The sequence below is a fragment of the Haloarchaeobius marinus genome, from assembly GCF_051207415.1.
In the GTDB taxonomy this organism is placed as follows: domain Archaea; phylum Halobacteriota; class Halobacteria; order Halobacteriales; family Natrialbaceae; genus Haloarchaeobius.
Genome location: NZ_JBPKGD010000001.1, coordinates 365,841 through 379,237, shown reverse-complemented (window position 1 = coordinate 379,237; position 13,397 = coordinate 365,841). Strand labels below are relative to the sequence as shown.

At 66.8% G+C, this 13,397-nt stretch carries 17 protein-coding genes and 1 pseudogene; 11 read left to right on the top strand and 7 right to left on the bottom strand.

The features are described from left to right. Positions 1-194 precede the first annotated feature (194 nt). From ACSC1W_RS02045 to ACSC1W_RS02035, 3 genes are read left to right on the top strand one after another with little or no spacing between them, the layout of a single operon-like run. Positions 195-716 carry a nicotinamide-nucleotide adenylyltransferase gene (locus tag ACSC1W_RS02045; RefSeq protein ID WP_435344963.1) on the top strand — a complete coding sequence of 174 codons (522 nt, stop codon included), beginning with the start codon at positions 195-197 and terminating at the stop codon, positions 714-716. A 23-nt stretch (positions 717-739) separates the two neighbouring features. Next, positions 740-1,549, top strand: a complete 810-nt coding sequence (locus ACSC1W_RS02040) for an SAM hydrolase/SAM-dependent halogenase family protein (protein ID WP_435344961.1) — start codon at positions 740-742, stop codon at positions 1,547-1,549. Then, on the top strand, positions 1,543-1,800 hold the full coding sequence (locus tag ACSC1W_RS02035) for a TRIC cation channel family protein (RefSeq protein WP_435344959.1): 258 nt from the start codon (positions 1,543-1,545) through the stop codon (positions 1,798-1,800). The genes ACSC1W_RS02040 and ACSC1W_RS02035 overlap by 7 nt, the downstream gene beginning before the upstream one ends. Before the next feature lie 74 nt (positions 1,801-1,874). On the opposite strand, the gene thsA is transcribed toward ACSC1W_RS02035, so the two are convergent. Beyond that, on the bottom strand, positions 1,875-3,422 hold the full coding sequence (thsA, locus tag ACSC1W_RS02030; RefSeq protein WP_435345993.1) for a thermosome subunit alpha: 1,548 nt from the start codon (positions 3,420-3,422) through the stop codon (positions 1,875-1,877). A 266-nt stretch (positions 3,423-3,688) separates the two neighbouring features. On the opposite strand from thsA, the gene ACSC1W_RS02025 reads away from it, so the two are divergent. Then, positions 3,689-4,516 (top strand): amidohydrolase family protein, encoded by an 828-nt coding sequence (locus tag ACSC1W_RS02025; RefSeq protein WP_435344957.1) that lies wholly within the window; start codon positions 3,689-3,691, stop codon positions 4,514-4,516. Between the two features lie 67 nt (positions 4,517-4,583). Here ACSC1W_RS02025 and tnpA read toward each other — a convergent pair. Further along, positions 4,584-4,980: pseudogene (gene tnpA / locus ACSC1W_RS02020) on the bottom strand (IS200/IS605 family transposase). Positions 4,981-5,035: 55 nt separating this feature from the next. Between tnpA and ACSC1W_RS02015 the strand changes: the two are divergent. Both ACSC1W_RS02015 and ACSC1W_RS02010 read left to right on the top strand, forming a co-directional pair. Beyond that, positions 5,036-5,173, top strand: coding sequence for a plasmid partition protein ParG (locus ACSC1W_RS02015; protein ID WP_435344955.1), 138 nt, complete (start codon positions 5,036-5,038; stop codon positions 5,171-5,173). Next, positions 5,170-6,444 carry an RNA-guided endonuclease TnpB family protein gene (locus ACSC1W_RS02010; RefSeq protein ID WP_435344953.1) on the top strand — a complete coding sequence of 425 codons (1,275 nt, stop codon included), beginning with the start codon at positions 5,170-5,172 and terminating at the stop codon, positions 6,442-6,444. The genes ACSC1W_RS02015 and ACSC1W_RS02010 overlap by 4 nt, the downstream gene beginning before the upstream one ends. Before the next feature lie 36 nt (positions 6,445-6,480). On the opposite strand, the gene ACSC1W_RS02005 is transcribed toward ACSC1W_RS02010, so the two are convergent. Together ACSC1W_RS02005 and ACSC1W_RS02000 are read right to left on the bottom strand one after the other, a co-directional pair. After that, positions 6,481-7,389 carry a glycosyltransferase family 2 protein gene (locus tag ACSC1W_RS02005; protein ID WP_435344951.1) on the bottom strand — a complete coding sequence of 303 codons (909 nt, stop codon included), beginning with the start codon at positions 7,387-7,389 and terminating at the stop codon, positions 6,481-6,483. Positions 7,390-7,448: 59 nt separating this feature from the next. Beyond that, complete coding sequence (locus ACSC1W_RS02000) at positions 7,449-8,156, bottom strand: class I SAM-dependent methyltransferase (RefSeq protein WP_435344949.1); 708 nt, start codon at positions 8,154-8,156, stop codon at positions 7,449-7,451. A gap of 93 nt (positions 8,157-8,249) precedes the next feature. On the opposite strand from ACSC1W_RS02000, the gene ACSC1W_RS01995 reads away from it, so the two are divergent. Further along, a complete protein-coding gene (locus ACSC1W_RS01995; RefSeq protein ID WP_435344947.1) occupies positions 8,250-8,408 on the top strand; it encodes a hypothetical protein in 159 nt (52 codons plus the stop codon). 15 nt (positions 8,409-8,423) lie between these two features. Here ACSC1W_RS01995 and ACSC1W_RS01990 read toward each other — a convergent pair whose 3' ends face one another. Further along, the gene (locus tag ACSC1W_RS01990) at positions 8,424-8,825 is read right to left on the bottom strand and encodes a PPOX class F420-dependent oxidoreductase (protein ID WP_435344946.1); all 402 of its coding nucleotides are present in this window, start codon (positions 8,823-8,825) and stop codon (positions 8,424-8,426) included. A 134-nt stretch (positions 8,826-8,959) separates the two neighbouring features. Here ACSC1W_RS01990 and ACSC1W_RS01985 point away from each other — a divergent pair, with 134 nt between their 5' ends. From ACSC1W_RS01985 to ACSC1W_RS01970, 4 genes are all read left to right on the top strand, one after another. After that, positions 8,960-9,241: a helix-turn-helix domain-containing protein gene (locus tag ACSC1W_RS01985; protein ID WP_435344944.1), complete on the top strand. Its 282-nt coding sequence runs from the start codon at positions 8,960-8,962 to the stop codon at positions 9,239-9,241. Between the two features lie 60 nt (positions 9,242-9,301). Beyond that, entirely contained in the window at positions 9,302-10,087 is a 786-nt protein-coding gene (locus tag ACSC1W_RS01980; RefSeq protein WP_435344943.1) for an MBL fold metallo-hydrolase, read from the top strand. Between the two features lie 63 nt (positions 10,088-10,150). Then, positions 10,151-10,372 (top strand): PLDc N-terminal domain-containing protein, encoded by a 222-nt coding sequence (locus tag ACSC1W_RS01975; RefSeq protein ID WP_435344941.1) that lies wholly within the window; start codon positions 10,151-10,153, stop codon positions 10,370-10,372. 89 nt (positions 10,373-10,461) lie between these two features. Then, entirely contained in the window at positions 10,462-11,124 is a 663-nt protein-coding gene (locus ACSC1W_RS01970; protein ID WP_435344939.1) for a YkgJ family cysteine cluster protein, read from the top strand. Positions 11,125-11,129: 5 nt separating this feature from the next. On the opposite strand, the gene ACSC1W_RS01965 is transcribed toward ACSC1W_RS01970, so the two are convergent. Together ACSC1W_RS01965 and ACSC1W_RS01960 are read right to left on the bottom strand one after the other, a co-directional pair. Beyond that, positions 11,130-11,531: a TRAM domain-containing protein gene (locus ACSC1W_RS01965; protein WP_435344937.1), complete on the bottom strand. Its 402-nt coding sequence runs from the start codon at positions 11,529-11,531 to the stop codon at positions 11,130-11,132. Between the two features lie 84 nt (positions 11,532-11,615). Then, positions 11,616-13,337 (bottom strand): radical SAM protein, encoded by a 1,722-nt coding sequence (locus tag ACSC1W_RS01960; protein ID WP_435344935.1) that lies wholly within the window; start codon positions 13,335-13,337, stop codon positions 11,616-11,618. Positions 13,338-13,397: the final 60 nt, after the last annotated feature.

The following is a 13,397-nucleotide window of genomic DNA, read 5'->3' as shown; positions in this document are numbered from 1 at the left end:
AATTCGCGGGGTTCAACGTTTCTCCTCCATGATAGTTCTCTCGTCACTTCTAGCGGATTCCGTGTGATATACTTTCCCCCCGTTTGCGCACGAGACGTCCAGGCGATGCCGGGATAACCCCGGCGCCTTCCGGCGGTATCCGGGGCGTCGCCGGATTAGCCACCCTTATACGCGACTGGCCCGACGGCTTTCGCATGGTTCGGGGATTCTACATCGGTCGGTTCCAGCCCTACCACGACGGCCATCACAGCATGGTCGAGACCATCGCCGAGGAGGTGGACGAACTCGTCCTGGGCATCGGTAGCGCTGGCAACTCCCACACCAGTCACGACCCCTTCACCGCCGGCGAGCGCATCATGATGATAACGAAGTCGCTCGTCGACTACGACCTGGTCACCTACGCCGTCCCCATCGAGGACCTCGACCGCAACTCCGTCTGGGTGAGTCACGTCCAGAGCATGTCCCCGTCCTTCGACGTGGCCTACTCCAACAACCCGCTGGTCATCCGCCTCTTCGAGGAGGCAGGCATCGAGGTCCGGCAGTCGCCGATGTTCAACCGCGAGGTGCTGGAGGGGACGGAGGTCCGCGAGCGCATGATAGCGGGCGAGGACTGGGAGGCGCTGGTGCCGGACGCCTGCGTCGAGGTCATCCGGGAGATCGACGGTGTCGAACGCATCCAGATGGTCGCCGACAGCGACTCCAACGGCAGCGTCTGAGCCCCCGGAGGTGGAACACCACGATGATAACGCTGGCCTCTGACTTCGGGTCGCCGTACCCGGCGGCGATGCGGGGCGTGATACTCGCCCGGAGCGACGCCCGAATCGTCGACGTGGCCCACGACCTCCCCCGTCACGACGTGCGAGCGGCCGCCTTCTGGCTCCGGGAGGTGCTCCCGTACTTCCCACCGGCCGTCCACTGCGCGGTCGTCGACCCCGGCGTCGGCACGGACCGCGACGCCGTCGTCGTCCGCGTCGGCGAACACGCCCTGGTCGCACCGGACAACGGCGTCGCGCTCCCGGTCGCGCGTCGACTGGCCGGGGTCGACCCCGGTACCGACCTCGGTGCGGCCGGCGACGTCGCCGACGCACCCCCGGTCGCGGCGTTCGTCGTCGACGACGAGGACGCCGCCTCCAGCACGTTCCACGGCCGGGACGTGTTCGCCCCGGCGGCGGCACGCGTCCACGAGGCTGGCGTCGACGCGCTCGCCGGCCTCGACCGACTGGAACCGACCGACGCCGCCTCGCTCGTCGACTGTTCGCTCCCCGAGGCGTCGGTGACGGACGGGGCGGCCGAGGGCGAGGTGCTGGTCGTCGACGACTTCGGGAACGTCGTCACGAACGTGCCCGGTGCGTTCCTCGACGGGGTGGACGAGGTGACCGTCGACGGCGAGCGCGTCCCCGTCGGCGAGACGTTCGCGGCAGTGGCCGAGGGCGACCGTCTCGTCACCGTCGGAAGCCACGGCTACGTCGAGTGCGACGTGAACCGCGGACGGGGCGACGCGGCGTTCGGACTGGACCCGGGAGACGCGGTCGTGATACGTCGATGCTGACGCCCTTCGCGGCGATGAACGCCGTCGGGACCGTCGCGTTCGGCGTCGCCGGCGCGTCGAAGGGCGTCGACAGCGACCTCGACTACCTCGGCGTGACGGTCCTCGGCGTGGTGACGGCGCTGGGCGGCGGCATCACCCGCGACCTGCTCGTCGGTCGCGTCCCCTCGGCGCTCACGTCCGAGACGGACGTGTTGCTCGCGCTCAGGCTGGCGGCGATGCGCTGGAACTGGTCGATTCCGAGCGTCGCCTGACCGGTGCGCCGTCCGGCCCCCTGGCTCCGCGCGTGGTCTCTCATGAAGAAGTGGAAGCAGTCGACCGGCGGGTCTCAGTCCGCGGCGATGATGTCGTCGATGCGGAGGATCATCGTCGCGGCCTCGGTCGCGGACTCGACGGCCTCTCGCTTGACGTCGGCGGGGTCGACCACGCCGTAGGTGAGGGGGTCGTCGACGGTCCCGGTCTCGCCCTCGCTGATGACACCGACGGTCTCGCCGTCCTCGTAGCGCGACCGCAGGGAAACGAGCACGTCGATGGGGTCCATGCCGGTGTTCTCGGCCAGCGTGCGCGGGATGACGTCGACGGCGTCCGCGAACGCCTCGACGGCGAGTTGCTTGCGGCCCTCGATGCCGGACGCGGCGTCGCGGACCGCGTCGGCGATGGCGATCTCTGTCGCGCCGGCGCCGGGGACGACCTCCCCGGATTCGACGGCGACGGTCACGACGTCGAGTGCGTCCTCGAGCGCGCGTTCGAGTTCGTCGACCACGTGTTCGGTGCCGCCACGGACGAAGACGGTGACGGCCTCGGCGGCCGCACCGCCCTCGACGAAGGTGAGTTCTTCGTCGCCGACGCGGCGGACGTCGACGTGCTCGGCGAAGCCGAAGTCGTCGTCCTCCAGGTCGTCGAGCGCGCCTGCGCGACGCGCACCGGTCGCGGTGGCGATGGCGCGGGCGTCGCTGTCGGAGAGGCCGTCGAAGGCGAGGATGCCCTCGTCGGCGAGCATGGCGGCGACCCGCCCGTCGATGTCGTCGGTGGCGAACACCACGTCCACGTCGGCGTCGGCGAGCGTCTTCGCGTAGCCCCGGAGTTCCTCCTCCTCGGCGTCCATCGCGGCGGTCAGTTGCTCGACGGAGTCGATGCGATACTCGGCGGAGACGTCGGCGGTGCGGACGTCGAGTTCCATGTCGAGGACGAGGATGTCGGCGTCCGTGACGTGGCGAGGCATCTCGTCGTGGACCGGTTCCTCGTCGATGACGATGCCCTCGACCAGTTCGGTCGCGTTCGAGGACGCGCCGACCTTCGTGAAGATGCGGACGTCGTCGCGGTTCACGACGCCGGCCTCGGTCTCGACGTGCCGGATGGCCGAGACGACCGTCTGGGCCAGCTGGTCGGCGGTGAGCCCGCCGGTTCCCTTGCCGGTCATGCTGGACTCGGCGACCTGTCCGAGCGTCTCGTCGTCGACCGCGACGTCGAGGACGGCGTCGTCGATGGCGTCGAGCGCGATGGCCGCCGCCTCGTGGTAGCCCTCGACGATGGTGGTCGGGTGGACGTCGTTTTCGAGCATGTCCTCCGCACGTGCGAGCAGGTGCCCGGCGAGGACGGCCGCCGTCGTCGTGCCGTCGCCGACGGCGTCCTCCTGTGTCTCTGCCACCTCGACGAGCATCTGTGCCGCGGGGTGTTCGATGTCCATCTCGGTCAGGATGGTCGCGCCGTCGTTCGTGATGACGACGTCGCCCGTCGAGTCGACGAGCATCTTGTCCATGCCACGCGGCCCGAGCGTCGTCCGTACCGCCTCTGCGACCGCCTTGCCGGCCGATATGTTCGAGGACTGTGCGTCGCTGCCCTGTGTGCGCTGCGTGTCCTCGGAGAGGATGAACATCGGTCGGGAACCCATGCCGCGCTGTCCGAAGTTGGATGATGCCATGCTGTGAAACCTCCCGTATAGATTGTTTCCAGTTCTATATAATAATTGCTTTGCCACACCGTCGCTTGCTTGCGATTCGCTCGGGCGTGGCCGGTCTCTCGGACGACGGGGGCAGGACGGGCACGTGTCCGACCCGGGGACTCCGGGCAGGGCGTCCCGGTCACCGGGACGGTGTGGTGGGACCGGTATCTCGAAATAGGAGGCGAATCAACGGGCACCCGATGCTGGAACTGGAACACCGGTTTCGCGTCGTCGACGTGCACGTCCAGCTCGACACAGTCGAGTACGAGACGACGCGCGGCCGCGCCGTCTCCCCGGAGGACGTAGAGCGGGAGATGCGTCAGGCCGGGGTCGTCCGTTCGGTCGTGTCCCCACCGCCGCGTGCCGACGAGGGTGGCTACCTCACCGCCAACAACGCGGTTGCGCGTCACAGCGTCGGACGGCCGTTCGTCGCGTTCGCACGGCTCTCCGGCCCGCGGGACCCGGGCACGAGCAGGACGGCACGGCTCCGGAACATCGCGTCCTTCCGCGAGGAGTACCACACGGAACCGGCCGACGTCGAACAGTACGCCTACGACGACCGGTTCTACGGGTTCGTCCTCGACCCGCTGGCCGACGGCCTCCCGGGCGACGCCGTCGTCGACGCACTCGCGGACGTCGGGCTTCCGGTCCTCGTCCGGGGTGGCCGGGAGTTCACGCCGGAGATGGCCGAACGGACCATCCTCGGTCGGGGGTTCCCCGTCATCGTCGCACACTTCGGGGGGTACCCGCTCGACCCGGAGACGACCGACCGGACCATCGACATGCTCGACGAGTACGACCGGATGTACGTCGACACGAGTTTCGTCCAGTTCCGCGAACCGATGGAGCGGGCGCTCCTCGAACACCCCGACCGCGTCCTGTTCGGGTCGGGCGCGCCCGACGTCCACCCGAACGTGGGCGTGATGGAGGTGCTGACGCTCGACCTCTCGGAGGACATGCTCCGCCGTGCCTTCTCGAAGAACGCCTGTCGCGTCATCCAGGAACTCTCGCCTGAACGGATCTACTGAGAATCTACAGACGGAGCAGGCCGAGTGCCTCGGGGCTTGACTCCGAGGGTGAAGGCCGTGCGCTCCGCTAAACGTGTTCCGTTCGTTCAATATATTGTTCAATCGTGTCGGTCGAAACGTCGCCTGCCGTCCCGACGTAGTATGACTCTTCCCAGAGCCCACCGCCCCACAGATATTCCTCCAAGTACGGCTCGTGCTGTTCCCACATCTCGTGCCGTGATACTCTTGACGGTCCGCACAATTTCGCCCGGTGCGTGCTTCGGATGGGCGGAGAGAAACAGATGTACGTGGTCGGGAGAGGTGTGCAACGACAGTATCTCGTAGCCGTACTTCTCGCATACGTCGCGGAAACTCTCTTCCAGCGAGTCCTCGATTGGTTCGAGAATCGCCTGGCGGTACTTCGGACACCACACGAAGTGGTAGGTGACGTTGTACACCGTGTGGTTCGACCGCTTCTCGCCCATACAGACAGTACGTGGGCAACAATTAAGTATTTCAGTATCTAAGTAAGGATGTGCGATGACAAAACGACTGTCCGTGGACTTCGAGGACGACGTGTACAAGGAGTTCTCGAAGAAATGCATCGAGGTTGACGAAACCAAGTCCGACGTAGTGCGCGGACTCGTCAACGACTGGCTCACCGAATCCGAAGAATGACCGACTCACAGGCTCTCGTCAAGACGCTGGACCTCCAACTCGACATCCAGAGTGACAACGAGAGTCTGCTGTACAACGCCACGCTCGAAGCCCGCTCGGTGTACAACGAAACCATCCGACTCGCCAAAGAAGGTGTGGACTGGAATACGATTCCCGACCGCGTGGCCGACGACGCCACCCTCGTGAAGAACACGATTCAGCGCGTCGTCGCCAAGGCTCTCGGAGCGATGGAGAACTACTACGAGTACGAAGACTTCGGCCAGCCGAGTCACACCAAGGACGGCGCGTACCCGCTTCGTGCGAACTACGAGGAGGGGTACAACCTGTCGCTCACCGACGACGGTGACGTGGCGTTCCGTATCAGCGCGAAGCCGTACAAGCACGTCAAGGGAGTTCTCAAAGGGAGTGACGCCCACCTCGACATTCTCAAGACTGCTCTCACAAGCGACGAGTGGAAGATTGGGACAGCAGAATCCCTGTTCCACAACGAGAACCCTGAGTTGCACGTCAACGTCACAAACACCGAACAGACCGTTCGAGACAAGCACGACTCACGGACGGTCGTCGGTGTGGATGTGAACGAGGACAACGTGGCTCTCACCGCTCTGTCCGAGAACGGTGTCGAGGACACGTTGGTTATCGACTTCCCCGAAATCAAGTTCGAGCGCCACCGTTACTTCACGATGCGAAAGCGCGTGCAGAACGCGGGGAAGGACAGCATCCACGACACGCTCGAAGGGCGCGAAGAACGGTTTATCCGCGACCGACTCCACAAGGTGAGTCGGCACATCGTGGAGTGGAGCCGTCAGTTCGAGAAGCCGTGCATCGTCTTTGAAGACCTCAACGAGATGCGCGACAGTATCGACTACGGTACGCGGATGAATCGGCGCTTGCACCATCTCCCGTTCCGCGCTCTTCAGTTCTATACGTCGTACAAGGCGTCGTTCGGGGGCATCCCGACCGCGTGGATTGACCCTGCGTACACGAGCCAACGGTGTCCGATGTGTGGACATACGGAGCGTGCGAACCGCACCAAGAAGCGGTTCAAATGTCGGTCGTGTTCCCATCAAGACCACAGCGACCGTGGTGCAAGCGTCAATATCGCCGTGAAAGGCATCAAGAACCTCGATTGGAATGTGCCTGCTCTCAACAGCCTTCCCCAAGTGCGGACGGTGCGACGGCAGGCATCGGTGGCCGTGGACGCCCCGACCGTGACCCACCCGACCGTTCGAGGCTATCAGGCCGATGGTCACGTGGGAGTGTCCGACTAAACTACGGGAAGCCTCGGGGCTCGACCCCGAGGCGGTTCACTGGCCGAGTTCGTACCGGCAGACGGCCCGGTCCTCGCGCGTCGAGATGCCGTTCGGATTCCTGCGCAACGTCCTGTCTTCGGTGCGGGCGGTGATGCCGTCTTTCACGCCGAGCACCATGCCCTTCGCCACCGAGCGACCGCTCCCGAGCCACGACGACGGCTTCCGGGCGCCCGACAGGACGTCGCGGAGCGAACTCGTCCCGTCGGAGAGCGCGTCGAAGAGCGTTCGACGGGCGACCGTCGGTCGGACGCCGTAGTTCTTGACCAGTCGGTACGCCAGCGACCGGTACTTCCACGCCCAGTCCTCGGGCGCCCGACCGCCGTCGGTCTCGTACTCGCCGCGGACGCACATCTCGCCGTTCCAGGTGACGTCGTACTGCATCGCGGCGAGGCGATGTGACGCGTCGCGCGCGCCGCCGGTCTGCAGGAACTCGTCGAACCCGTCGAGGGAGTCCAGCACGCGCCGACGCAGTGCGACGTTGCCGCCGTTGAAGTACGTGACCGAGCGGCCGGCGATGGTCCGCGTCTCCTTCTCTTCGGTCGTCATGCCCGCGGGCACGGTCCGGTGGGTCGGCCCGGTGACGACGTCGGCCCCGTCGTCGAACGCCGTGGCGACGGCGTTGAACCACGACTCCTCGACTGCGAGGTCGTAACTGACGAACGCGACGACGTCGCCGGTCGCGACTTCGGCGCCCGCGTTCCGTGCGACGTTGACGTTGCGCTCGCTGATCTCGACGAGCACGTCGACGTCCGCCCTGTCCCGGACCATACCGGTCGTTCCGTCCGAAGACGGGCCGTTGACGACAATCACCTCCGCCGACGGGGCGACCGCCGCCAGCGCGTCGAGCGAGGTGTGAAGTTCCTCCCGCCCGTTCAGGGTCGGGACGACCACCGAGAGGTCCATACTCCCCTCATATCGTTCTGGTAGTTAAAAACAGGTGTGACGGCGACGTAACCTGTATTCTATTCTACCTTCGCATTCCAGTAAGAAACCGACGCGAGCCCGTCTAGCCCCGGACTTCGGACGATCTTCGTGTCGATAGACCGAAGGGTACCGGCCATGGTCCCCGGAATCTGGCGGTAGAAGCCGTACGGGAGCACGAAGTCGTGTTCGTCGCCGGCGAGGCGGAGGCCGGCCTGCCCGAGGAGCGATTCGACCTCCGACCGGGAGTAGAGCCGCGAACCCATGGGGAGCGCCCAGTTGTAGATGCTCCGCGTCGAGAACCGGTTGAACGTGTCGAAGAACACCTGGTCCTTCGAGACGCGACGCATCTCCGAGAGGAACGACGCCGGCGTGTCCGCGAGGTGGAAGAAGCGCATCGCCACCACCGCGTCGAAGTGGTCGTCGGGGAACGGGAGTCGCGCGGCGTCACCGCGCATGAACTCCAGGTGGTCCTCGACGCCCGCAGCACGGGCCTTCTTCCGACCCTGCTGAAGCATCTCTGCGGAGATGTCCAGTCCGACGATGTCGGCACCACGCTCGGCCAACATGACCGTGAACCGGCCGGTTCCGCAGGCGATCTCGAGCACGTCCTTTCCGTCGACCGGGCCGAGGGCGTCGAGGACGGCCTGCTTCTCTCGGCGGTCGATGAGTCGACCGCCGCGAGAGAAACGCTTTTCCTCGTACTCCTCGGCGACTTCGGCGGTCTGGTACCACTCCTGGCCCTTCACACTGTGCGTTGCTACTCCCTCGGTGGGATAAAACGGTATTGGAGTCGTCTCGTCAGCACAACGCTATTGACCCACGTTACCGTACGACACGGTATGCCGACCTGCAGGCACTGCGGACTCGAGGTTCCGGCGGACGAACTCGTCAGGCACGTCCGCGAGACCCGGACCGTCGTCCACTGCCCGAAGTGCAACTGCGTCCTCGGCCAGTACCGGGACCCCAGCGCGCCCGAGTGGCGGGGCGAGACGGAGTAACCGGGGCCGGCGCCGTCAGGCCGCCACGACGTGGTCCGGCCTGATGCGGACGACGACCCGTTCTCCCTCCTCGTCGCCGAGGTTCGGGTACTCGTCGACGCCCATGTACCGCTTCGCCATCTCGTGGATGTGTTCTATCGCGCCCTCCGTCGTGACCGCGTCGACCCGGCCGCGGACCGAGAGGAACCTGTAGGGGTCGTCGGGGTCCGACAGTTCGATGCCGACCTTCGGGTCGCGCGAGACGTTCCGTTCCTTCACCCGCCCACGGGCAGTGTTGACGAGCAGGTGACCGGTCTCCTCGTCGTAGTCGACCCAGACGGGCGTGACGTGTGGCGTCCCGTCCGGCATCAGCGTCGCGAAGTGTGCGAAGGTCCGCTTCTCGAACAGGTCTCGGTGGGACTCGGGGACTTCGTCCATGGGGGCAGTACGCCCGGGCGTCCGAAAACGATTGTGTCACGGCCACCCGTGGTATATATACACTTAATATTATCTCATCTATACCGAACACCATATAGCCAACCCTTAACACTGGGTCGTGGGTGAGGCTACGTATGAGCATGAGTACCGCGGACGACAACCCGGACGATGCCGAAGACACCCTCTCAGACGCGGAGTACCGCGAGCGCCTCCGCGAACTCCCGCCAAGCGCGAAACTCGTCTCGAAGGTCCTCGAGACCGACTCGCCCCTCTCGCAGGGCCAGCTCGCCGAGGAGTCGCTGCTCCCCGACCGCACGGTCCGGTACGCGCTCAACCGCCTCGAGGACGCGGGCCTCGTGAACTCGCGCTACAGCTTCCAGGACGCCCGGAAGCAGGTCTACTTCCTGAACTGCTGACGGCGAGGGGTCGACCAGCCACCGACTCGACTTTTGTCGCTCCGGCCATAGTGTGAGACCGTGAGCGCCGTCACTCGCATCTCCGTCCCAGTCGCCACGCGCGCACCGACCGGTCAGACGAACGCCTACCTCCTCGGCGACGACCCAGCCGTCCTCGTCGACCCGGCCGCGCGGACCGACGAACTCGACGCCGCCGTCGCCGACCGGTCGGTCCGTCACGTCGTCGTCACCCACACCCACCCCGACCACGTCGGTGCGGTCGCGTCCTACGCCGAGGAGACCGGCGCGACGGTCTGGGCGCGCTACGGCCGCGAGGACCGGTTCGCCGCCGCGACCGGCGTCGCTCCCGACCGAACGTTCCGGGACGGGACCGCTCTCCCGGGCGTCGACGTCGCCGTTCGCGACACGCCGGGGCACGCCCCGGACCACGTCGCGTTCGAGACGCCCGACGGCGTCGTCTGTGGCGACCTCGCCGTCGCGTCGGGGAGCGTCGTCGTCGGGGCACCCGAGGGCGACCTCCGGGCCTACCTCACGAGTCTCCGTCGCGTCCACGCCAGGGACCCGTCCCGACTCTTCCCCGGACACGGTCCCGTCGTGGACGACCCCTGCGCGACCTGCGCGCGCCTGCTCCGGCACCGCCTCGACCGCGAGTCCAGCGTCCTGTCGGCCGTCGAGGACGGCCACGAGACCCTCGACGCTGTCGTCGACGCCGCCTACGACAAGGACCTGACCGGCGTCCGCGACCTCGCTACCGTCACCGTCGAGGCGCACCTCGAGAAACTGGCCGTCGAGGGGCAGGTCCGGTGGGACGGCCGGCGGGCGACGCCCACGGACGGGCGCGAGTGACCCGTCCGACGCGCCGGTAGACAGAACAGAAAACTTATACGTTCGACGGCGCTTGTCGGCACGATGGCAGGAGAAGCAATCGTCGCGGTGTTCGCCCTGTTGTTCGCCCTCGTCATCCTCGTCGTCCCCATCGTCTGGGTGTATCAGGATGCACACACGAACAGTTCGCACAGTCCCGCGCTCTGGGCTCTGATACTCTTCTTCGCCGGGCCACTCATCGGGTTGATCCTCTACTTCATCTTCGGCCGGGACCGGCGAGGCGGTGGCGGTCACCCCCACTACTGACCGGCAGGCGCACCGCCGACCGGCAACCTCACTGCTGAACCGCAGGCGCAAGCGTTTCACGCCTGCGCCCCCGACGTATCGACGACCGGATGGAGTCGCTCGAGACCGAACTCGACCGCGCCCGCGCACTCGACGAGGCCGACCTGGCCGACGCCATCGAGACCATCGGCTTCGAGTGCACGCGCTGTGGCGCCTGTTGTACCGCCGAAGCCGACGACCCGCACACCGCGACCGTGTTCCCTGGCGAGGTCCGCGACCTGCAGGACGCGACCGACTACGACTTCCGCGACGTGGCCCGGCCGATGCCCTACGGCCTCACCGAGACCGACGACGGCGAGACGACGGGCGAGACGTTCGAGTGGGCGCTCCAGACCGACGGCTGTGGGGACTGCACCTTCTACACCGAGGACGCCGACGGCGTCGGCGCCTGTACCGCCCACGAGGACCGGCCGCTGGTCTGTCGGACCTACCCCTTCAGCGTCGCCCTCGGCGGCACGACCCAGCCGATGGGCGAGGCCGTCGACGAGGAGGGCATGGTGCGTGCACACGAGTGCGAGGGCCTCGGGCGCGACATCTCCCGGGCGGACGCCGAGGACCTGGCCGCGGCGCTCAAGACGCGGGCGGTTCGAGAGCTAGAGGAGGCCATCGCGGTCCGGGACGCCTACGAACCGGTCTCGCCCGACGCGGGCGAGGTCGTCGTCCACGACTCCGAGGGCCAGAAACGGCCCGACGGGTCGCCGTACGACGGGTAGCCGGCTCAGAACGTGTCCTCGATTATCTCCCCGACCGCGAAGTTCGACTTGACCTCCGTGACCTCGATCTTGACGCGTTCGCCGACCTCTGCTCCCGGGACGATGATGACGTAGCCACGCTCGACGCGGGCGATGCCGTCGCCCTGCTTGCCGATGTCTTCGATCTCGACGTAGCGCGTCTCGCCGACCTCGACCGGCGGTTGCGGTTCCGACGGCGTCGTCTCGGTCTCCTGGGGGCGCTCCTCCGCCCCCTCGCGCTCCCGTTCGATGAGTGCCACCCTGTACGTGTCCCCCGGTTCCACCGACCCTGTCTCGACCTCCTGTCGCGGTACTTCGACGACGTAGGAACCGTCTTGCACTTCGACTTCCGCACTGAACAGACACAGCAGTTTATCAGATATTTCCACAGTGAGCCTCCACCCGACTACTGGGCTGGCGTCGTCTTAGAATTACCGCCGTCGACCCGGATGAAAGGGCACGGCCCCCGGGGCTCAGTCTGCGCCGGACTCCGACGTCGCCGTCACGTACTTCCCGAGGTCGACGTCGGCGGGGACGTCGGCGTGGGAGGCGTAGGGACGGCCGACGACGATGTCGCCCGCTGTGCCCGTGCCGATGCCCGGGATGGCGGTGAGTTCGTCCATCGACGCCTCGTTGACGTCGAGTGGATACGGGACGCCCGTCACCGACCGGTAGCCGTGCCCGACGATGGCCACGTCGAGGGTCCGGCCGAGTTCGCGCTCGCCGGGGAGGCCGACGAGCAGCGGGTAGGTGCCCAGTTGCCGGCCGAACGTTGTCCCGTTCTCGTGGTACTCCAGGTGGACGTTCGGGAGGACGGTCCCGGGCGGGGCGAGGCGTCGCAACATCGGGTTGTCGATCTCCTCGCGCACCTCCCGCTTGTAGCGCTTGAACAGCGACTTGTGCTCGTGGGCGATGTGTGCGCCCTCGCTGTTCATGTCCGTTCCGGCGAACGTCATCACCTGGCGGATGTTCACCCGACGGAGCATCAGGCCCTCGTCGTAGACGCGCTGGAGGAACGCCCTGTTGTGCTCGTAGGTCTCCTCGCGTTCGTCCTTCAGGCCGTGGAGGAGGTTGATACCGGGGAGCAACTTCGGTAGCCGTCGCGGCGCGTCCGGGCCGGTCGAGGGGCCGGACCCCGGTTCGTCGCCCGGGCGCCAGCCACCCTCCTCGTTGACGATGCGGACCGCCTCGAAGCACTCCTCGGCGGTGACGTTGAGGTTGTTCGCCTCCTGTACGACGGGGTCGGCCGACTCCAGGCCGAACGCGGCGGTGTCACCGGGCGTGTTGTGTTCGGCGATGACGCGGATGCCCTCGCGGGCCAGTTCCGGCCACTCGACGACGGTGATGGGGTTCATGTTGTCGAGGTGGAGCGTGCCGATGTCCGGGGCGACCTCCCGGATACCACCGTAGAGGGCGCGAAGCGCGTCCGGGTTCGGCTTCTCGCCGTCGCCGCCGTAGGCGAGGATGTCCGCCTGCCGGCCCAGTCGGAAGTGACGAGCACCGCGCTCGTAGAGCCGTTCGACCTCGCTCACGACGGACTCCGGCGCACGGAACGACGGGTTGCCGTACAGTGGTTCGGTACAGAACGAGCACCGGTACGGACAGCCTCTCGAGGTCTCCATCTCGCAGATGAGGTACTCGGGGTGGTTCGGGTGCTGTTCTACGACGAACGCGCCCGCCGCCGCCCAGCGGTCTATCTCCTCGTTGTCGCGCATCCGGTTGTCGAACCCCTCGAGGCCGCTCTCGACGAGGTCGTAGGCCGCCGCCTCGACGTCGCCCTTCGCCACGAAGTCGTAGTCCAGGTCGTCGCGCTCGGTCTCGGTCGCGCCGGCGTTCTCGTCGCCCACGCCGAACTTGACGGGGCCGCCCATCAGCGTCGTCCCGTTCGCCGTCCAGGCTATCTCGCGAACTTCGTCGGGTTCGGCGGGGTCGCCACCGACGTAGCTCCCGGGGACGGTCATCCCGCCGAGGTAGCAGACGAGATTGGCCTCGGCGACGTCGCTCCACAGCATCCGGTCGTCACGGAGTTCGTCGATGGTGTGGTAGGTGATGCGTTCGCGGGGGACCCCGGCGTCGACGAGCGCCCCGGCCGTGTACCGGGGGTACGTCGAGATGTACGGCGGCACCCCGAAGTGCGCCGGTTCGTCGACGTAGCCGTCGACGATGGTCACGGAGAGCGTCTCGGGGTCGGTCATGGAGCGAGATTGCGTCTCGACGGCCAAGAACCTGACTACACGCGGTCGGGCGTCGCGGCT